The following is a 17,677-nucleotide window of genomic DNA, read 5'->3' on the forward strand; positions in this document are numbered from 1 at the left end:
CGCGCTGACTAAGACCTTGATATTGCCCGACCTGGATCGTGGCGCGTTCTTCGACGCTGAGTTCTGTATAGGACATGGCGGCACCTTACCGGAGGGTGAGGTGTTGCACTCAGTTTTTGCGGCCGCCAAGTCTATTGAAAGATTGGCTAAGGAAGCGGGGCTCCTTGAGAAGCTAGTGACTGATGCCGCAGGGGACGTGTCCGGACCATTGACCCTGATATTCGCGATTCAACTCAAGCTTGCACCTCTGATCGGAGCAAAGATCGGGGTGGCCTGCACGAAGGGACATCTGGGACGGTGGGAGTTCGTGGATATGCCCAACTTAAACGAGCAGTTTTCGACCGTGCGCGAGATCGCCGTAGGGGCGATCGGAACCCTTGATCGGGACTCAATGGAGCGTTTCGGGTACCGAGTGACGGACGTATTCAAGCAGGTTGTCGCCACCGGCGAAGACCAGCACCAAGCAAATGCCCGGGTTTATGCTGAGAAGGTAGGCTTGCATCAAGCTGGTGAGGCTCCTGAACGAGAACAACCTGCAGCTCCGAGCGCCCCGACAGCTATCGACCTGACGGAGGCCTGCGCAGTCCTTCAAGCCGATTTTGCTCGTGACGGGCTCGATGTCCATAGCCAAGATCTCATGAAGATCTTCTTGGATGAAGTGCGGGCCCTTAACTTGGGCAGTCAGGTTGCAACCCTTCCAGATGGCCACATCTACTGCGACCTGTCACTGCTGTATCTCGCGCATGCCAAATGGGTAGGAATAATTGCACAGACTTTGGAACTGGCATTGTCCGAGGACCTTGAGTCAATCACGGTCGCACCAGCTGCGACGCAGACCCTAAAAAGCCTCAAGGGCCTTGGGTATTTGCGAATCCGGGTGATGGAGGCTGAGACCTCAAATAAACGAGGCTTTGGCGTACTGGAGCCTATATTTGAGTCAGCTCGAACAGGTGAGTCGATGGAGCAGGCGAGGGTCAGGCTGCACCACCAGAGCCTGGGTCTTCGTCCGGTGAAGTAGCACCGCTCAGACCCAGGGCAAAAAAAGTGAAGTTTTTGTTAGGCCAGTTTGAGGTGCATGAATCAGGTTTGAAACATAAGCTCGGCGTTCAATTTCCCTTTGCGTGCCGGCTAATGACTACCGCAGCGGTCGGGCTCCTCGCCCAAACTACCAAATCGCGACGCACATGCCTGTGGCTTGTGCTCGCAACGCTGGGCACAACTGTTGCCAGCTCACTGATCAGCGATTTCGAAGACAGCATCATGCTCGGGATAGCTGCAACCGTCCTGCTGTTGGTCGTGAACTGTCTACCCTGGAGCTTCAAAATCCACGGAGACACACCCGTTGAACTTCTGTACCTGTCCGACTATTTCAAGCCCGTGTTGATAGCACTTACCGTAGTGGTAGCTCTTGCATCTATGGGGGGAGGTAGTGACACCTGGAGCGCCATCTCATCGCTTCTGATGGTGAGCACCGCACTGTTACCTTTGCGCAAAAAGCTTCTACGAGCCTGAACGCTAACCCTGGGCCGGCATTCAGCTGAGTTTTGAGCGCCAGGCCGGCCCCGCTTCGGCAAGTTTGGCCGCCTCATCAAGGCTCCCGCTGCAACCCCACCAGGTAGATCTGTCCCACGCTCCGCCATCAAGGCATCTGACGTCATAACGAACACCATCCGGGAATTCAGCAAACCAGCGAAGTTTTTCCGCCTGGATCTTGGCCTCAAGCTCATCATCGGAAATAACGTAGTCGTTTGCCTGCTCGCGATGCTGGGCCTGAATGGATTTGATGATCTCAACGCAGGATTCCCAGTCACGGGAGATGATGAAGGGCAGGTCCCACCAATGCTCCGTCTCAAGCGACTCGCGGTCCTCATTTGGAGTTTGGTCAAAGCACCGACGCAATGTGGGATTTAGGGGAAACCGCCCTGCGACCAGTTCTTGTTTTTCGGGCCAATGTACTGGCTGGTATGTGTCGACCTCGACAAATTCATCTAGGAAGAGGATTTTCCGGGTACGTTCGGCCGGCTTGGTCATTGTAGGGCCTCTGATTGGGGATGCGTTGAGGATAGCTATCCTAATGATAACCCCGCGGTGTGCCACCAGAACGAGCTCACCGCCTGGCAGTTTCTTGGCGAATGGTTAGCTCGGTCTGAATTTCGACCCCACACTATGGGGTGCACCGTCACAAATCCGTCGGTAGGATCTCGTTAGTTGCCTTACTTCGGCTTGGCTTCTGCTTTGAGCTTATCGCCTGGATACAAGCGCATGAACTCCATGGACTGCTCTGGGGTGGCGCGTAGCCAGTCGTTGATCAGCCCGTTAGGAAGGATGACAACGCTTCGTTTCTCATCGTCGGGTTTGTGGTACTGGTTCATGAAGTGATTTTGTGCGTTCACCGTCAGCATTGTGAAGCTGAGTAGCCGGCCTTCAGGGCTGTGCCATTCATCCCATAAGCCGGCGATCGCCATGACCCCTTCATCTGAGCGGGTAATTCGGGTGGGCACTGCTTTGCCGCTTCTCCAATCGGGTTCGTAGATCCCCGAGGCAAGGATCACGCAGTGTTGCCCTTTCTTCCAGGCATCACGGAAGGAAGGTTTGCTGCTGACCGTTTCAGATCTGGCGTTGTAAGTTCGTCGTCCAAGATTCCGGTCTTTAGACCAAAAGGGGAGGAGACCAAACTGGCCAACTTGGGCTTCGAGTTCGGACTGATCATCATCGGTTGCTTCGCTGCCACGAAGTCGGATGAAGGGACCAAGGTAAGTAGGCCATAGGTCATGTTGGTATGGTTCTGTAGGGGCGACCCCGAAGCCTGCAAGAAGGCGGTCTTCAGTTGGGGCTTCGTAGTGTGAGCACATAGTCAGTCTCCAAAGAGTTGCGTCACAGGATAGACCGCAAGCGACATGTTCTGTCGCGGAGTGTTGGTAGGGCCACACAGGGATCGGCCAACTGAACACCGGAAATGGGACTTGAATTTCCCGGCCGGATACATAGTTCATCTGATAGCCGCTCGTCCAAAAGGTGTGACCCACCCACTCTGGATAGGGTCAGCAGATGTAGATCCGATTTTTGCAAGGAGTACAGATGACCGCGCCAATGACCATTCTGGCCGCCGCGTTGGACAAGGTTCAACACGATCCAGCTGCATGTTCGCTGCCGGCACGCGCACAGGCAGAACGCGCGGCGATTCTGGTAATAGCCCAGTCTATTGAGGTGGCGGGGGAGCCAGCACATCACGCCTCGAGTGGCTTGCTTCCCTACGTTGGGGAAGTTACAAAAGCCAAAGAAGGTTTGCGGGTCGCGCTAGAGGAACTCGACGTCGACGCGCCGCCTGACAGGCGAGCAGTGCTTGTTGCCAATTTCGAGCGGGCACAGGACGTGTATTACCAGGCAACTGCAAGTGTTGCGGAGATCATCGGCCGAATCGTCAATGCTCCACCAGAACGAAGGGGAGAGTGTGTTGACTCTGATTGGTCTGCGGGATATGTTTGAAGCCAGGCCGCGAGAGACGGCCTTTATGGGCCCTGCCCCGCGACCCTTTGGGTGGCACCGTAGGAACTAGCCAAGAAGCCTCTGCTTCTCTCACCCATACCAAAAGCCCGCATTCAATGCGGGCTTTTTGGTTCTTGGCTTCCGCAGTCAAGCCTTCCGGACGTCCAGATCCCCCGGCATGGACGCCCCAAGATCAATTCCAAGTAACAGAGCGCCGCGAAGAATCGCTTGCTCAGCATGGCAAGCATCAGACATATGGACTGGTCGCTCATCACCTTCAAGGGGAAATCCTGCAGCCTTCCGAATCATTTTTATGGCGAAACGAAAGGCCTCGGCACTTGGCTCAAGATTCTCCAAGGGGACAGTTAGTTGCTTTGTTGGTGCGTGGTATCTCATGAGTGCTTGTCCTGGGCCTAATCGAATTTTCGACAACTGCGGTGTTTTATCCTTTGGAGGCCCAGGTCTGAGCGAGGCTGAACAGAGCAAGTATGGGGCCGATACCAATCGCTGCTCCGATTCCTGCGCCCAGGCTGGTCAGCTGCTCACTCGTCGTCAACTGCTTCAAGTTTTCCGAAAAGCGCGATTTCGCCCAGATGCGTCTGATCGGGCAGCATGTGTTCTAGCTCGCGTAGGATTTTTTGAGCCAGGCCCAGCGCTTCGTCTCTCGGGATAATCAAACGAACAAGGTCCGGGTAATGGGACTTCTCGTCCAATACTTCTTGGCCCTTCCCGATTGTGAATTCTTGATCGTTGCAGCGCATAGTGCGGATTCCTTTAATGCCTGTTGAACATGTCTGCTTGGGTATTGGCCGTATCTGCCTTTGGTGCGTTCAGCGGGTGGCCCAGCTGACGGCGAATCTCACCAAGCCAGGCCTTGTAGGGGGTGTTTGCTCGCTCCCCCCAGGGGTAGGCATCAGTTAAAGCCCTTCGTAGCGCTTTCATATCACTGCGGCCTACATTGCGAATTACTGCCGCTACCACCGGCGCAGCTGCATCTGCCCACGACATTGTATTTAGCTCCTGGTGATCAACTTCAACGGCGGTACCAGTTTAGCTTGAAGCATCTGGCATCCGCGGGGATCTGGTCCGGCACCCAGCGTAGGCAGTCTAAGTACATACGTTCAGGCTTGCTTGGACTCGGCCGAGTTGCTTGAACCAGATAGGCCGATCCACCAGAAGTCACAATGTAGTCGCCGGCGCTCAAACCTTCCGCACCGTCAATGTACAAATTGCAAGGGGTAAATGGCTGACGGCGGCTCGCCATAGTTGGATTACCTATTGATCTCAATGCTTTTTTGAGTTGGGAATGCTTATGCGCTCGATCGAGACCCTTCCAAGCTCGGCTTTGAATTGAAGGTCGTTATCAGCTTCGTGCGCAAGGCAGATCAAGGCCCGCGCCATGCAGCTTGCAGCACCTTCGGCCCCGAGAAGCTGAACTGCTGCGGCTATTTGCTCTGAGAACAGTCGATTATCCATCGTGGGCCATTCCTTGCTGTTGCGGACAGTGCCCGCGCGGTCATATCCATAGTCGAGCATAGCAATGAGTGCCACAAGCCATAACAACGCTGCAAAAATCACCGCCTGCCTTGCCACCCTTTTGGCACTCCTGTTTTGGCTAGATCCTTTGATGAGCGGCGGTAAGATATAGGCATTCATTTCGCGAAAGGATGCTTAGCGTGATCAACGCCATTTCCCCAGGTTACCCGCCCATCGATCAAGCTCGTTACTCATGGTGGCGGCGTTGTTTGATTGGTATCACGGCTCTATTTCTTGCCCTGGCAATACAGACCTGGATATTCACGGTCGTCGGGAAGGAAGAATGGAATTCTCTTTGGCTGATGCTTGCACATGGCGCAACAGCCGTAGCACTTCTGTTTCTGGCCGCGGTACAACTCAGAGACTCAGGTGGGCTCCGAGCGCTTTTAGGCCATGGCCTTGGGCGAACCTTAAAGGTCTATCTTCCGATCGTAATCGTTATCTATGTTGTCTGCACAAGCCTGGACGTGGGGCTAGGTTACGGCCGCGAGACTTTCATGATTTCGTTCTTGGGTGGCCTCTCAGCCTTGGAAAAGTTGCTTTGTCTGGTGATGCTGCTGGCGCTCCCCCCTATCAGTGAAGAGCTTTTATACCGCCACTTTTTGATGAGATTGTTCCCTATGAACAGTCGTTTCTGGCAGTGGACTGCAATCCTGATCACCAGCACGTTGTTCATGTTGATGCATAGCCAATACGCGCATTGGCCGTCTTTTGCCTTGATTGGGTCTTTGGCTGTGCTTTTTGCCTACGCACGCGTGCGCACTGGTGGCATTTTGGTTCCGGTTCTCTTACATAGTTTTGCAGAGATATGCGGCATGCTGAGCGACACAGTTCTGAGCCAGTTGGTATAGGGAAGACATTAAGTGGAAGCCGTCATTTTCGATGCCTTTGGCACAATCCTTCGCATCTGCGAAGGCAAGCACCCATACCGTCAGCTCATGAAGGCCGGGATCAAGCAGGGACGCAGGCCCAGGCCGGAGGATGCGTCCCTACTCATGTCAGGTGGCTATGGCTTGGCAGAGGCGGCAGAGCTGCTCGGGATTGAAGTAAGGCCTCAGGAAATGGCTCGCCTTGAGGCGGTGCTGAGGGCAGAGGTGGCAAGCATTGAGCCATATGCAGATGCAGTGCTGTGCATCAAGGCCATCAAGGCGGCAGGGATCAAGGTTGGGATCTGCTCTAACCTGGCGATGCCCTACGGTGCTGCGGTGACCCGGCACTTTCCCGACCTGGATGCTTACGGGTTCAGCTTTGATGTAGGGGTTCTAAAGCCCGATCGACGCATTTATGAGGCTGTACTGCGAGATATGGGCGTTGCTGCGGAAGATACCTGGATGGTGGGTGATTCCCAGCGGTGCGATAAGTACGGCCCCGAAGCGCTTGGAATTAAAGGGCACTTTCTGCAGCGGGCCGGCGGTGAGCTGCCTGACCTGTTGGAGTTTCGCAACATCGTCATCCGTGCACCCGATCTGTGATTACTTGTTCAGCATACGCTCCTGCTCAGCCACCAAAATGGCCCGACCGTAGAGGTTTGTGGAGATGTGGGACAACACCAAGCTCCCGATACTGCAGCCGATAAGATTTTGGAATGGAACCCAAGCGTCAGTGCCATACAAGCGAGACAAGATTGAGGTTATTTCCAGAGCATTCAGCCCCCACGTGAAGAAACTAAGCAGGGCCCCGAGGGACATGACGAATGACATGAACCAAAAGAATCGAGCTGCAAATTTACCGACAGTGCTTGCAACCATAGCTATCTCCAGATGGGTTAGTGATTTGAATGCATTGTGCCCTTGCCCTCAAACGAGTGGAAGCCAAAGGCCGTCTAGCAAATTCTCGATGTCTGGTCGCAGGAATTAACAATCAGTCACCTTCAGCCAACCCGCGGTAAAGCATGGATCTTTTTGGATTTGGCAATCTGAACGGTCACGTTAATCTGTCTAAAGGCTAGTAAATTCGGGAGGGCAGAGCTTTGAGGTTTTGGACAACAGCTGAAGAGAAGGTACTCAAGGAACTCTACGGGGACACTCCGATGGCGGAGTTGACGTCCATCCTAAATCGAGAAGTAGGGTCGATTCATGGTAAGGCTAGGACCTTAGGCATTAAACGCAGCGACACTTTCCGAAATGGCCAGCACGGCGGCCGTTTCAGCTCAGGAAGCAATTCCGGAGAGTCCACCCGTTTCAAGAAAGGGAGGAACCCCCACGCGAATACGCGGGGAAGGGATTCTGGGCAGTCGCTTGAGTAGGGATCCCTCTTTAGGGCAGGGATCACACCAGCCGAACAAATGTGCTAATCATTCTGAGCTTTGAGCATTTCCAGATGTGCTTCTTCTTCAACTGTCGATTTTCCGTTCGCACTCCGCCAGGCAATTCTCAGTTCGTAGAGCGAAATCAGCCCCGCGTGAGTCGGTCGGAAATACACACCTGAGTCATCAGAACGGATTTTCTCTAGCAGCCCGCGTTCATGAAGGTCGTTCACGATCTCATCGAGGTCGCTGAACCGGTCAGCTTCCTTCGGCGAAACGTGCAAACCCTCAGGCTTGTTGGCCAGCCAAAGCACCTTTTCAGGATTGAAAAGGTTTTTCGTGCCGGGTCTTCCTGATTGCTGGGTTACAGGCCTTGTTGTGGGAAGAGTTGCCTGAATCACTGGCTGCGATGGTTGTGGAGCTTTGATCATCAGTCCTTGGCTACGAGCCCAACCAATGACCTCTTCCTCAAGCCAGTCTGGCATCACCAGTTCGTCGGCGATCTTGCCCCACTCAGCGTGCGTCGCTCGAGCCAAAAATGCAGAGCAGGAAAACGCCTGCGGCATCCGTGGAAAATGGAACTGTTCATCGCAATGGGTGGCTAGAAACGCCGCCAGCCCATCACCACCCTCTGGAATCTCTACATTGGCAACGAGCACGCGGGCGTGTGATACGGCAACTGACATGAACGCTCCGTAGATGTCGTGTACCTCAACGCCAGCCTCCCAATGAAGATGTGGTTCGAACATGTACCACTGTGACAATGAGCGATTCAGATACTGGGAGATATTACGGATTAATCGTGGCCCGGCCGGCCGCGTAGTGTTATCAGCGTCGTTCATTATTCGATTTCCAGCGTTCCGTTGGCGGCTACTTCTTTACCCTTGGCCGTGATGCGAGCCAAGCCATTACCGATCACTTCGAAGAGCCCTAGCTTGAAGCCTTTAGCGATTGCGTCAGCGGTCAGTGAGGGTACTGCGTACTCAACCATGCCGGAAGTGGTTCTGGCTGCGCGCGCAAGCGTTTCTGGAAGATGGTCGGTTGGTTTAGCATCTGGGTCATACTCGCAATCGAAAGCGACCTCAGAGAGCAGAACGCGTCCGACAAACTCCCCCACCGGGTTGGCCCGGGCAAAGGAAGTGCCATCCAGTATCAAGGTGTCCTCGCCCTCAATGCGCTTCCACCAGATCCCAGCTGATGTTTTCTGAAAACCGTAGTAGTCCGGCGTCATGTCGAAGCGGCCGCACTCAGACATTGTGGGGTCCTGGATGTCATCACCCTCAAATTCGAAGCGAACCTGATCGCAGTTGAAGCTCGCAATGTTAAGGGCACTGATGTCAATAATGGACGGTTTGTTCGATAGCAGCGGGGCTTGGGTATTCCACAGATCCTCGCTGAGCTCCTGTGCGTTTCCGATATCTATCACCCCATTCTGGAACAGCCCAAGGTGCAGAGTGCGATCACGTAAGAACACTACAGAGACGGGCGAGACGATAATGGCCAGATCTGTCCGACCTGCCAGTTTGTTGTCGTAGGCTTCTGCAGCGGTCTGGAACGCTGGGAGGTTAGTCAATTGCATTCGGGCTCTGCCTGTAGTGATGTTCGATGAGGGTAATGATCAGGCCGATCTAGACGTGCCAGAACCTCTTACTGTGATTACCCAGTAGAAAGCCCATGCTCTACACAGCAGTTTCAAGAGTCGAATAGGACTCCAAGGAGAACTAGGTGAGCCCCAGCATCTTGAGTTCCCGCCCCAGGTGCTGAACCGATTGGACTGGGATAGTGCTCGGGCTATGGCAGCGGGGCGTTTGAGCCGGGCACTTGACCCAGAATCCAAGTGAGGATTTCATCTGCCCCATCGATCAGTCCGATTGAAGCCTCTGGCCATGTGTGAGCGTCAGCGGGCGTCTCACCGTCGTCGTTATCGCAGACCACCAGCATGAGGCCATCGGGCAAGTACAGGTGCCATGCGACCCCCGTACCACCTGTGCCGTCGAGCGAGAACCCGTAGTAGGTTGGTTCGCACGGCGTCACGCCGTCCGGCATCCGAAACGGGTTTCGAATTTCAAAACCTTCATGGTGGAATGCCAAGAGGGTTGGATCGTAGACACGTGGAGGGATCTCATCTGCCAATGCTTTCGGTGCTTGGCTTGAAGGTTGGGGTTCCAGGGCCTGCGCGCGGCGTGCAAGGAGGATGCTCAGGTATTGCGCGTCATTGCTCACGTCGGTTGGCTCGCAGCTCAGCGCGGTCTTGAGGGCGCTTTTAAGCCATTCGCTAGCCGTTGGTGATTTCAAGACTTCGGTGATGTGCTGTTCGATGGTCATGGCACTGCCCATAGCTGGGATTGAAGGAGAGTGGTCGAGTAGGGCAGAGGGGAGTTGTCCAGCCCCTTTTTGATCGCTATGCCGTTTGTGGGTGATTGAGGTGGATCCGACGGGCATAAGAGCCATTCACGTCTTTCTCCAATGCTTCGACGTAGAGGGTCACAGCATCAGTCAGGCTTTCATCAGTCATGGCTGGATCGAAGCGCTTCATGTTGGCGCTAAGGATGTTGCGACCCTCGCTGTCATAATTGCTGACCAGCATCAGGCTTTCCGACCATGGCTCGAGAGAAATTGTCGCGGTCTTATCGCCAACCACAGTCTCATAGTCCATTCGGGCAATCAGGCAGCTAATTTCCATGTCTCGGGCAGGGGCGACCTTCCAACCAAGGGTGGTAAGTACCGCCGCGATGCGGGATTTAACAGCGGTGTATTCGGTAGTGAAAGTGGTCATTGTTATGGGCCTGATCAAAGAGTGTGTTGTTTCGATGGGCTTATGATCAGGGCGTTTAGCCTGTGCCAGAACCACCAACTCACAAACTTTCTCAGGCCCTGTCGCAGACATCTCTAGGGCTGTAGTTTCCTAGGCTTGGGCTTGAATCGTCGTTGGCGGTGTGAAACTCACAACCTCCCATTCTTCCAAGGAACCGTGATCGACCAGTTCCTCGATGACCGTTGGACCCGGGACATCAATCCATTCTGCCGCCCTCAGCCAGGCAAGGAATTCAATCTCGGTTTGGTTGGATCGAGCCTGCAGGCTCGCCAAGCCATCCTCCAGTTCAACCACCAGATCAACGCCCCAGTATTCGGGGTCACGATATTCCCGGGCCTGATTCCTGATGACCTGCGAAAGATGGCCACCGTAATAGCTCAAATCGCTTGTTTCGCGCCAGCCAGGTTGGAGCAGCAATGCTCGCGCCATACTGGTCGAAATTGAAAAGTAGTCAGGGCCGCCCACGCTTCTCTCTGACACGAATTCCCAGTACAGGGGGCCAAGCGTTGGATGGGCGGCAGAAACAACCACTCCAGTGCGGGTTCGGCGTTCGTCGTCGCGTTCGATGTGCACGGTTTACAGCTCCTGAAATTGTTCAATGAACCAATGTTATGGTGATTATTTCGTGCCAGAAGCCGGCAGCAAAATGCCCCCGGCTTTCCTTTGATGATACTTAGGTCAGGTTGGCAGCCCACTCTGGGATTTCATGAGATGTGATAAGTCCAAAACCCACTGGGTCATTGAACAAGTCGGCGTTTGCATCAAGGAGCGACTCCTCCAGGTCGGCCATCTCGTGGCGGCAGGCTTCGGAATAGGAGGAGTCCATAGAGCGCATGCGTTGAATCTGAGCAAATACAAGCTTCTGGCTTTCGGCATCGATAACGATCCGAGTCATCCGTTCGTGCTCGTCTGCTTCGAAGATGTGGCCCCAGGTGCCGCTGATGAACTTTGACATGGATATTCCCTTGAATCGTCGCTGTTGATTGTTGCGAGATGGCGTCCGCCTTTGAGATTTATGCCTGTAAGCGCTGCCAGATCGGAAAGTCCTGCAATTGAGGGGAAACAAAGGACTGAGGAAAGTCGAGTGCTGCTCCGGGGGCTTCTACATCCAGCCATGCGGCCGAGGTTAGCCAGGCGGTGAATGCGTCGACATCCTGCCCACTACGTCGCTGCAGCGACTTGAGAACGCCTCCAAGGGTAGTGGTGGTCGACCAAGTGCAGGCTTTGGTTTCGTCGATGTCGTGCTCTTGCTGAAACTGCTCACTGTCGAGCATCAGCTTTGTCATGTGGTCGCGATGACTCCACGCCATGATTCCTTCTCGCCAGCCTTTGCGCAGCGTCATTGCGTCCTCAAGGTTGGTCGTTAGCGTGTAGCAGTCAGGGGCGTTATGGTCCGAGCCATCGACAAAGCACCAGTAGACTGGGCCCAAGGTTGGATGGCTGGCGCTGATCACGACGGTTGCCTGCACACACTGGGCAACAACAGTCAGTGAAGGGAATGCATTGATCGACATGGGTGACTCCTCAAGATTTGATGATTCATCTTGTGGCCGATATCGGTGTGCCAGAAGCCCATCATGAAGGTTCTGTCAGGCATAAAAAAGGCACCGCGAAAAGAGGTGCCTTGGTGTGTTTGGAGTGGCGATCAGCTTGGATCGCGGCACTCTTTAAGCACCTTGTCGGCTGTCTCACGGGAATTCAGACCTTTACCCCACGCCTGCTGGACGTAGAAAGGCTGACCCTCAACGATGCCCGCGGCGTCGGAGTGCGAGATATCCAGGTCATCGGCAACGAACTGGGTTACCTCACCCTCCCACACGCTGTAGGTCTGAGTGTTGCTCTGATCGGGAATAGTCATGGCTGTGTTCCAAGTGGCTTCAAGATGGAACCATGTTCAAGCCATATTAGGAGTGCCAGAAGCACCTAACGTTGCGGTGGGGTGCAAAAAGCTAACCGGTCACCTGCCAGGGTGTACAGAGACTTGCCGTCCGTAACAGCCTCGGTTCTGTGAAGCTTCATGTATTTCTGCAGGCGCCTTTGCTCGATCTCGTTCAGCTCCGCCCCGGGAACATGAATACCCACAAAGCTAAGCCACTCAACCGGATCAGCAGAGGGGATGCGATCCATAGGGATTGGGCGCAGCTCAAGCTTTTGACCCGCAGTCGCATTGATAATCAAAGGCTCGATTAATGTCCGATGTACGGGAATGGACAGGCACTGGCCGATCGCCGCCTCTGAATAGATTAGTTTCCCGTCCTTGAGTTGCACGACGAAGTTGACGCCATCTTGGTCGACCATGCCCAAAGGCGAGCCAAGCTCGATAAGTGCTGCCAGCCGCCGTTGGCCAGTGAGTACGCTGATTCCGTGTGCGCGGAGGAGAAGGGATACGTTCACAGTCATTTCTTGTTTCACCTTAAATTTCGGATACTTCAGCCTTGAACCACCAGATCCAATGCAACCCAAGCCTGAACCGTCGCTCTGTCCGTGCTCAGCAGATTACCGGAGAAGGGTGGTTCAGCAGATACGACGCCCGCTATAAGCCTATCAAGCTGCTGCCGGCCGCACGATATTGTCAGGCTCAGGGTGGAATTTATCGCAGAAGGATTTTCGCCGGTCCTTATCGATCCAGCGCTCGTACTTGCCCGGGTTTCCGTCAGCCAGGACGTTGATGGCACTGTAGTGATCACCGACGAAGGCCAGATCTTTGCCTTTGGCCGGGTCGCGGGCTACACACTGCACCCAGCCATCAGCGACATAAGTTATCTCTTGCCAGATGGAGCAGCATGCGAACCGAACAAACCAACCAGGTTGGACACCGAGTTGCTTGAGGTCAGTATCCGAGGTGCAGCGGGTGATGGTGACTGTCGTGGTCTGAGTCATGGATAAAGCTCCTAGTCGATGAGCCCAGTATCAGGGTGGGGGAGGTGTGCCAGAACCTTCCCCAGAGGAATCAGCTACAGCCAGAATGAAAGCTGCTCGAGGCTCGTTGGTGAGGCTGGGAGGACTGCCGGCGCTGGTTCCGTGTCGAATTTGGACTGGAGAGCCTTCAGAAGGGCGTGCGGGTCATGCAGCACGTCTTTTATCCCATGAACAAAGATCTGGTTACTCATTTTGGCCATACGATTCCATTCCCCAAGCCCGCCCTTGTAAAGGGTGGCCGTACCTAGCCCTACGAAGTAGTCGACCACCAACATGGGGTTATCCAGCGGTGCTATGCGATTAAGGGCATAGTCGAGATCGAAGCCCATAAACAATTCTGCACCTTCCTCGTCGATCTCGAACTCATCTCCGACGTTGGCACTTTGAACAATCGTCCCGTCAGCCAGGGTGTTCGTAGCTTCCCAGTCGACCATCGCATGGGCGAGGTTGCGGAATCCGCGCCAGGCGCTGTGATACTCAGCGTCGGCAAATGGAGCTTCAGCTCGGAATGCGACATCCTTCTCAGTGAATTTGGGAATCGAATCCAAAGAAGGAATTTCAAATCGCATCCCGCGCTCATAGATGTCTTTGTACGCCCTCAAAGCCGAGAAGCTATTTTGATACCCATATCGCGCGCTGATAAAGTCAATTGCAATGATTTGACGCTCGTCCAGAATAGTGAATCGTGGAGCAATCCCTAGGCGACCGGATTCAATTTCTTCACGGATTTGGACGGTCAGCATGATACGCAACAGGTCGAGACAATGTTGTGGGCTGTACGAGTTAGGGACGATCTTGATAGTGCCTGTTTCTTCGTTAACAGTGCGAGCAAGCCAGCAACGAGCGGACGGGTCGAAGTGCTTTGCCAGCATGAAGGCACGGAGGTCACGAAGAGGTGCCATCCAAGAATAAACCCCACCCTCAGTTGCGATAATGTTGTCTGCGCTAGTGTCTTTGGAGATTTTGCCGCAGGTCCAGCATCCAGTGCGAGCCCCGCATGCTGGCCGCGCTTGCTCGGTGCCGCTCAAGTACATATTGACCATGCACTCGCCACCGTTCGCTTCGCGATATATCTCCACTAGCTCATCAAAGTTGTCGTAGGTTGAGAACTTGCCAGAACGAACATAGCCGATGTATGTGAAGACATCGAAGGTATCCCAATTGGCAATGGGGCTAAGGATCATCTGGCCGTTGCCCATAGCGTCTACCGCTTCGGTAGCGCTCTCGCCGCGCTCCTTCATCTTGGAGGCCCGAGCGCTGCTCTCATCAAAGCGGGTGCCGATGAGAGTGACTAGGTTAGCATCCTTGGCTTTGACCCCATCTTTCTCAGCAATGTAGGCCTTCACTTGTCGCTTGATTTTATCAAGTGGTGCTGCCTTGGCCATCTGCTGGCATTTGGAACTTGCGCCCACACTCATGATCGATCGCCCGGACAGAATTGCCACCAGATAATCGTTGCTCAAGTTGGGTGAGGCTACCCATACCCGAGTAGGAATGCCTTCGGTCTTCGCGAAGGATTCGATAGATTTAATCTGTCCCTTGGTATATTGGTCAATTCTTGGGTTTTCCATCCTGGTGTTAGAATTGACAACATGGAGGGTAGGTGTTTCTAAACCTTCAGACTTCAGTTCGGAAAGTGCGGTATAAGCAAGGCTTAAAGTTACGCTACTGTCCTTGCCTCCACTGTAGGCCACAGACAAGTTAGCGCCGTTGATTACTTGCTGTTTGATCGCGTCGATCGCGCTTCGTACTTTCTCATCGAAACTCTGGCTTACAATCGGCCCACGTGGAGACTCAACCTTGATCTCTTCGAAGAGGCCTACTTGCTTAACGTTAATCAGGTTTGCGTGGGCGGAGGTCATGATTGCTTCACTGTGTTCAATTCGGTATGAGCACAGTTTCAGGGCGAATCATGTGTGCCAGAACCGCCCAGGTAGAAAATCGTTGATACGAAGTCGCCGGGTGGAAAGCCATTGGCAAGTAGCCCACCTCTAAACCTTCAGGCTGATCATCTATCAAAAAGCAGTTACTCGCTGTCCCTGCTGGTGGCACGTCAACATTGAGTGGATTATGACTATCCCCGGCATCCGTAGCTGCCTCACATTAGACACCCACTCAGGAAACGATCGTATGAATCACTGGCTCAAGACCCTTCTGCCAAAGAATCCATCTGCTGTTGAACTGTCGCAGAAAATCGACGATGCAGATGAACGTGTTCAGAATTTGAAGGAGCAAATCATTGCGGTACAGGCTCGGCGCTCTGAGCTTGAGCGTGAGGCGAGAGATCTTGCTTCCCAAAGTTTGGGAGAGGCTCAGCTTGCCTCCGTAACGAGTGATGAAGCTGCTTTGCTCAATAGCTGCAAAGTGAGCGCTTCGATTCTTCAAGGTGAGCTACGGCGCCTGTTTGTAGAGTCCTCTCCGTTTTTGAGCGAGCTTGCTCAATCAGAAATGGACAAAAGCACCTCCATCCATGACAACCTAGGCCGTTGGCATTCCCGCTTTTAGATTCAGCTGTGGTTCCTAGGAAGCAAATTGTCATGAAGATGGAAGAACCAGACGACGTTTACGAGATCCTCCGCGAAGCTAAGACGCTAGCCAGGCGCTACTACCATTTGACTGGCAAGCCCCTGGGCGTCACCGGCGAGGTGGCGGAATACGAGGCATCTCGAATCCTCGGTCTGGAGTTGGAACAAGCCAGAACGGCTGGCTTTGACGCCATTGAGACCAAGGATGGAGTAGAGATCAAGATCCAGATCAAGGGCCGGTACTTCCCGAACCCCCGCATGCGAGGGGGTAGGCTCGGATCGATCGACCTGAAACAACCTTTCGACATTGTGATGCTGGTTCTGCTTGATGGCGACTACAACGCCTTCCAGATCTACGAAGCCAAAAGGCCAGACGTCGAGGCGTTGCTGACCAGGCCAGGCTCGAAGAGTAGGAATGAGCGTGGTTCATTGGGTATTAGCCAGTTCAAAGCGATCAGCGTCCTCAGATGGGAAAGGGTCGAGATCAGTCAGCCGGCATGATGCATCTGCTATGGGCGACCCCTGCCGAGGCGTTATCCTAACCAGCTACATGCAAGCACCATGAGGTCAATTCAGTGCCACAGTCACTATTCGATCGGCTAGCCCAGTTCGACGCTTCGATGCTTGCGTCTGGACGGCCCCCTGTTCCTGGAGAAGAGCGCCGGGCGATACAGCTTACCAATGCCGTGAATCCAGAGGCTGGGCGGGGTTTCGACTGGCTTGTCCCCGAAGCTGCCAGCACCGCCAAAATCATCCACCACGAACAGTCTGCCGATTTCATGCTGTTCGCGTTCGATGATCGGAGTCTGCTGGTATTGCTGCAGACAGGTTTTGTGTTCTCGGTGGCGAGCTGCAACGCCGACAGTCTTGGCAAAGTCAAAGCCTGGCTCAAAAGCCACAACATTGCTTCAGGTGCCCCGGGTGGGCCTGCTGCCAACCAGCCCTTTGATGTTTCGGGCTAATTTTTGGTTTATCGCCTCCCTGAGAAGCCGGCCTTTGGGGCCGCAGAGTGGCGGGACTACAGTTTTCGTTTATGGTAATTGAGTGCCCAAGATGGACATCGAAAGGGTCATCCTTGCAGCAAAGCTAGGCCGTGCACGCAAAGACGCTCAAGTTGATACCTGCTCGGTTTTTGCAGCAGCTTTGTACGATCTCCTATCTGAGAGAGGCATTCACAGAACAATTGTCACTGCTGTGAAGAAGGGATTCCAAGCCTGGGCTCACTCGGTCATTGAGGTAGAGGGGCGCTACTACGACTCCCTGGGTGAATTTTCTGCCGCTATCTATCGCGATCGGGCACGCATCCATCCGTCCGTGAGCCTAGATATCGCGTACGTCCCCGATTCGCGTGATGACTGCTACGAAGAGGAATTCGTTGAGATGTACAACTTCTATCTGAAAATGCTGACAAAGGCCGCCGTTTAGGAGCCCGCGTGGACATCAATGGCCAATGAAAAGCTTATCGCGCGCATCACTGATATCGCAAGGTCGCTGAACAAGCGCCAGCAGGCATACCTCGTTGTGGCCTATGAGCTTGATCAATCCGCCGAGGACGCGAACTCGGGGCCTGGTGCCAGGGCGGCGTCAGATTGGCGGTGGATTGAGTACGGTCCCGATGGGAGGGTTCGCAAGCTCACTTATGACGGCCCTCTGCGGGTGGCTTTGGAGTCTATGGAGCTCGTCGGTCACGGCACAGGGTCCACATGGGGCTCATTAGAGAAACGTGGGCTGATCCTCACTGAGCACCGGCTGATCGGCCTCGGCAGTCTGCAGAGCCTGTTCGTTCGAATGACTACCGAAGGTCGCCGCGTTGCCCGGGCAGTCCAAGGTGTAGAGATTGTGAAGCCTCGCCCTGAAGTAACTGACAAGCCATTATCAATCACCGCGCTGCGGATCCTGCACCTTTGCCAGCAGAGCCCTCATGAGTCATTAGACTCATTCGAGCCCTGGATTGGACGGCCCTATTACCCAGATCCAATGATAGTTCTCGGCATCGCGCGGGGGCTGGTCAAAAAGGGTCTACTGCAGGTGGGTAGTCACAAGGCGCTATTCAAAATAACGCCGGCCGGGCAAGCCATTGACATTGAGTCGCAGGAAAACTGGAAGCCATTCAAACGACCAGCTTAGGTGAGTCAGGGCGAGTGAACCTCT

At 54.2% G+C, this 17,677-nt stretch carries 25 protein-coding genes; 10 read left to right on the forward strand and 15 right to left on the reverse strand.

Annotated features, from left to right (window positions below; all coding sequences use genetic code 11):
* Window positions 1-1,018: hypothetical protein (locus HBO10_RS29390; protein WP_169922242.1), on the forward strand; the 1,018-nt coding region annotated here is incomplete at its 5' end.
* 26 nt (window positions 1,019-1,044) lie between these two features.
* Window positions 1,045-1,512, forward strand: a complete 468-nt coding sequence (locus HBO10_RS29395; RefSeq protein WP_011923104.1) for a hypothetical protein — start codon at window positions 1,045-1,047, stop codon at window positions 1,510-1,512.
* 21 nt (window positions 1,513-1,533) lie between these two features.
* On the opposite strand, the gene HBO10_RS29400 is transcribed toward HBO10_RS29395, so the two are convergent.
* A complete protein-coding gene (locus HBO10_RS29400; RefSeq protein ID WP_169904080.1) occupies window positions 1,534-2,031 on the reverse strand; it encodes a hypothetical protein in 498 nt (165 codons plus the stop codon).
* Between the two features lie 182 nt (window positions 2,032-2,213).
* Entirely contained in the window at window positions 2,214-2,852 is a 639-nt protein-coding gene (locus HBO10_RS29405; RefSeq protein WP_011923102.1) for an SOS response-associated peptidase, read from the reverse strand.
* A 226-nt stretch (window positions 2,853-3,078) separates the two neighbouring features.
* Here HBO10_RS29405 and HBO10_RS29410 point away from each other — a divergent pair, with 226 nt between their 5' ends.
* Complete coding sequence (locus HBO10_RS29410; protein WP_169904079.1) at window positions 3,079-3,486, forward strand: hypothetical protein; 408 nt, start codon at window positions 3,079-3,081, stop codon at window positions 3,484-3,486.
* Between the two features lie 542 nt (window positions 3,487-4,028).
* Here HBO10_RS29410 and HBO10_RS29415 read toward each other — a convergent pair.
* Both HBO10_RS29415 and HBO10_RS29420 read right to left on the reverse strand, forming a co-directional pair.
* On the reverse strand, window positions 4,029-4,247 hold the full coding sequence (locus tag HBO10_RS29415; protein ID WP_169904078.1) for a hypothetical protein: 219 nt from the start codon (window positions 4,245-4,247) through the stop codon (window positions 4,029-4,031).
* Window positions 4,248-4,770: 523 nt separating this feature from the next.
* Window positions 4,771-5,142, reverse strand: a complete 372-nt coding sequence (locus tag HBO10_RS29420) for a hypothetical protein (RefSeq protein WP_169904077.1) — start codon at window positions 5,140-5,142, stop codon at window positions 4,771-4,773.
* Window positions 5,143-5,162: 20 nt separating this feature from the next.
* Here HBO10_RS29420 and HBO10_RS31700 point away from each other — a divergent pair, with 20 nt between their 5' ends.
* Together HBO10_RS31700 and HBO10_RS29430 are read left to right on the forward strand one after the other, a co-directional pair.
* The gene (locus HBO10_RS31700; RefSeq protein WP_169904076.1) at window positions 5,163-5,873 is read left to right on the forward strand and encodes a type II CAAX endopeptidase family protein; all 711 of its coding nucleotides are present in this window, start codon (window positions 5,163-5,165) and stop codon (window positions 5,871-5,873) included.
* Window positions 5,874-5,885: 12 nt separating this feature from the next.
* Entirely contained in the window at window positions 5,886-6,494 is a 609-nt protein-coding gene (locus tag HBO10_RS29430) for an HAD family hydrolase (protein ID WP_338135685.1), read from the forward strand.
* 817 nt (window positions 6,495-7,311) lie between these two features.
* On the opposite strand, the gene HBO10_RS31580 is transcribed toward HBO10_RS29430, so the two are convergent.
* The 11 genes from HBO10_RS31580 to HBO10_RS29485 all read right to left on the reverse strand — a co-directional run bounded on the left by HBO10_RS31580 (window position 7,312) and on the right by HBO10_RS29485 (window position 14,863).
* On the reverse strand, window positions 7,312-8,109 hold the full coding sequence (locus HBO10_RS31580; protein WP_228759031.1) for a hypothetical protein: 798 nt from the start codon (window positions 8,107-8,109) through the stop codon (window positions 7,312-7,314).
* Window positions 8,109-8,846, reverse strand: coding sequence for a hypothetical protein (locus tag HBO10_RS29440; protein ID WP_169904075.1), 738 nt, complete (start codon window positions 8,844-8,846; stop codon window positions 8,109-8,111). The genes HBO10_RS31580 and HBO10_RS29440 overlap by 1 nt, the downstream gene beginning before the upstream one ends.
* Before the next feature lie 212 nt (window positions 8,847-9,058).
* Entirely contained in the window at window positions 9,059-9,592 is a 534-nt protein-coding gene (locus HBO10_RS29445; protein WP_169904007.1) for a hypothetical protein, read from the reverse strand.
* Between the two features lie 76 nt (window positions 9,593-9,668).
* Window positions 9,669-10,043 (reverse strand): hypothetical protein, encoded by a 375-nt coding sequence (locus tag HBO10_RS29450; RefSeq protein ID WP_169904074.1) that lies wholly within the window; start codon window positions 10,041-10,043, stop codon window positions 9,669-9,671.
* Window positions 10,044-10,172: 129 nt separating this feature from the next.
* Window positions 10,173-10,655: a hypothetical protein gene (locus HBO10_RS29455; protein WP_169904073.1), complete on the reverse strand. Its 483-nt coding sequence runs from the start codon at window positions 10,653-10,655 to the stop codon at window positions 10,173-10,175.
* Between the two features lie 100 nt (window positions 10,656-10,755).
* Complete coding sequence (locus tag HBO10_RS29460; protein ID WP_169904072.1) at window positions 10,756-11,037, reverse strand: hypothetical protein; 282 nt, start codon at window positions 11,035-11,037, stop codon at window positions 10,756-10,758.
* Between the two features lie 58 nt (window positions 11,038-11,095).
* Window positions 11,096-11,596, reverse strand: coding sequence for a hypothetical protein (locus HBO10_RS29465; protein WP_169904071.1), 501 nt, complete (start codon window positions 11,594-11,596; stop codon window positions 11,096-11,098).
* Between the two features lie 131 nt (window positions 11,597-11,727).
* The gene (locus HBO10_RS29470) at window positions 11,728-11,940 is read right to left on the reverse strand and encodes a hypothetical protein (RefSeq protein WP_169904070.1); all 213 of its coding nucleotides are present in this window, start codon (window positions 11,938-11,940) and stop codon (window positions 11,728-11,730) included.
* Window positions 11,941-12,005: 65 nt separating this feature from the next.
* A complete protein-coding gene (locus tag HBO10_RS29475; RefSeq protein WP_169904069.1) occupies window positions 12,006-12,482 on the reverse strand; it encodes a hypothetical protein in 477 nt (158 codons plus the stop codon).
* Between the two features lie 144 nt (window positions 12,483-12,626).
* The gene (locus tag HBO10_RS29480) at window positions 12,627-12,962 is read right to left on the reverse strand and encodes a hypothetical protein (protein ID WP_169904068.1); all 336 of its coding nucleotides are present in this window, start codon (window positions 12,960-12,962) and stop codon (window positions 12,627-12,629) included.
* Window positions 12,963-13,036: 74 nt separating this feature from the next.
* Complete coding sequence (locus HBO10_RS29485; protein ID WP_169904067.1) at window positions 13,037-14,863, reverse strand: phosphoadenosine phosphosulfate reductase family protein; 1,827 nt, start codon at window positions 14,861-14,863, stop codon at window positions 13,037-13,039.
* A 268-nt stretch (window positions 14,864-15,131) separates the two neighbouring features.
* Here HBO10_RS29485 and HBO10_RS29490 point away from each other — a divergent pair, with 268 nt between their 5' ends.
* The 5 genes from HBO10_RS29490 (at window position 15,132) to HBO10_RS29510 (ending at window position 17,653) form a co-directional block, all read left to right on the forward strand.
* On the forward strand, window positions 15,132-15,506 hold the full coding sequence (locus tag HBO10_RS29490) for a hypothetical protein (RefSeq protein ID WP_169904066.1): 375 nt from the start codon (window positions 15,132-15,134) through the stop codon (window positions 15,504-15,506).
* A gap of 32 nt (window positions 15,507-15,538) precedes the next feature.
* Window positions 15,539-16,027 (forward strand): hypothetical protein, encoded by a 489-nt coding sequence (locus HBO10_RS29495; protein WP_169904065.1) that lies wholly within the window; start codon window positions 15,539-15,541, stop codon window positions 16,025-16,027.
* A 119-nt stretch (window positions 16,028-16,146) separates the two neighbouring features.
* A complete protein-coding gene (locus HBO10_RS29500; protein WP_169922243.1) occupies window positions 16,147-16,488 on the forward strand; it encodes a hypothetical protein in 342 nt (113 codons plus the stop codon).
* A 91-nt stretch (window positions 16,489-16,579) separates the two neighbouring features.
* A complete protein-coding gene (locus tag HBO10_RS29505) occupies window positions 16,580-16,951 on the forward strand; it encodes a hypothetical protein (RefSeq protein ID WP_169904063.1) in 372 nt (123 codons plus the stop codon).
* An 18-nt stretch (window positions 16,952-16,969) separates the two neighbouring features.
* Window positions 16,970-17,653, forward strand: a complete 684-nt coding sequence (locus HBO10_RS29510; protein WP_169904062.1) for a hypothetical protein — start codon at window positions 16,970-16,972, stop codon at window positions 17,651-17,653.
* Window positions 17,654-17,677: the final 24 nt, after the last annotated feature.

This window comes from Pseudomonas sp. WS 5503, assembly GCF_012985385.1.
Lineage (GTDB): Bacteria > Pseudomonadota > Gammaproteobacteria > Pseudomonadales > Pseudomonadaceae > Aquipseudomonas > Aquipseudomonas paracarnis.

What these genes read in the sequence shown, in the direction of transcription:
- HBO10_RS29400 (WP_169904080.1), bottom strand. Translation starts at nt 2,031, where the DNA reads ATGACCAAGCCGGCCGAACGTACCCGGAAAATCCTCTTCCTAGATGAA.
- HBO10_RS29405 (WP_011923102.1), bottom strand. Translation starts at nt 2,852, where the DNA reads ATGTGCTCACACTACGAAGCCCCAACTGAAGACCGCCTTCTTGCAGGC.
- HBO10_RS29410 (WP_169904079.1), top strand. Translation starts at nt 3,079, where the DNA reads ATGACCGCGCCAATGACCATTCTGGCCGCCGCGTTGGACAAGGTTCAA.
- HBO10_RS29415 (WP_169904078.1), bottom strand. Translation starts at nt 4,247, where the DNA reads ATGCGCTGCAACGATCAAGAATTCACAATCGGGAAGGGCCAAGAAGTA.
- HBO10_RS29420 (WP_169904077.1), bottom strand. Translation starts at nt 5,142, where the DNA reads ATGAATGCCTATATCTTACCGCCGCTCATCAAAGGATCTAGCCAAAAC.
- HBO10_RS31580 (WP_228759031.1), bottom strand. Translation starts at nt 8,109, where the DNA reads ATGAACGACGCTGATAACACTACGCGGCCGGCCGGGCCACGATTAATC.
- HBO10_RS29440 (WP_169904075.1), bottom strand. Translation starts at nt 8,846, where the DNA reads ATGCAATTGACTAACCTCCCAGCGTTCCAGACCGCTGCAGAAGCCTAC.
- HBO10_RS29445 (WP_169904007.1), bottom strand. Translation starts at nt 9,592, where the DNA reads ATGACCATCGAACAGCACATCACCGAAGTCTTGAAATCACCAACGGCT.
- HBO10_RS29450 (WP_169904074.1), bottom strand. Translation starts at nt 10,043, where the DNA reads ATGACCACTTTCACTACCGAATACACCGCTGTTAAATCCCGCATCGCG.
- HBO10_RS29460 (WP_169904072.1), bottom strand. Translation starts at nt 11,037, where the DNA reads ATGTCAAAGTTCATCAGCGGCACCTGGGGCCACATCTTCGAAGCAGAC.
- HBO10_RS29465 (WP_169904071.1), bottom strand. Translation starts at nt 11,596, where the DNA reads ATGTCGATCAATGCATTCCCTTCACTGACTGTTGTTGCCCAGTGTGTG.
- HBO10_RS29470 (WP_169904070.1), bottom strand. Translation starts at nt 11,940, where the DNA reads ATGACTATTCCCGATCAGAGCAACACTCAGACCTACAGCGTGTGGGAG.
- HBO10_RS29475 (WP_169904069.1), bottom strand. Translation starts at nt 12,482, where the DNA reads ATGACTGTGAACGTATCCCTTCTCCTCCGCGCACACGGAATCAGCGTA.
- HBO10_RS29480 (WP_169904068.1), bottom strand. Translation starts at nt 12,962, where the DNA reads ATGACTCAGACCACGACAGTCACCATCACCCGCTGCACCTCGGATACT.
- HBO10_RS29485 (WP_169904067.1), bottom strand. Translation starts at nt 14,863, where the DNA reads ATGACCTCCGCCCACGCAAACCTGATTAACGTTAAGCAAGTAGGCCTC.
- HBO10_RS29490 (WP_169904066.1), top strand. Translation starts at nt 15,132, where the DNA reads ATGAATCACTGGCTCAAGACCCTTCTGCCAAAGAATCCATCTGCTGTT.
- HBO10_RS29495 (WP_169904065.1), top strand. Translation starts at nt 15,539, where the DNA reads ATGAAGATGGAAGAACCAGACGACGTTTACGAGATCCTCCGCGAAGCT.
- HBO10_RS29500 (WP_169922243.1), top strand. Translation starts at nt 16,147, where the DNA reads ATGCTTGCGTCTGGACGGCCCCCTGTTCCTGGAGAAGAGCGCCGGGCG.
- HBO10_RS29505 (WP_169904063.1), top strand. Translation starts at nt 16,580, where the DNA reads ATGGACATCGAAAGGGTCATCCTTGCAGCAAAGCTAGGCCGTGCACGC.
- HBO10_RS29510 (WP_169904062.1), top strand. Translation starts at nt 16,970, where the DNA reads ATGGCCAATGAAAAGCTTATCGCGCGCATCACTGATATCGCAAGGTCG.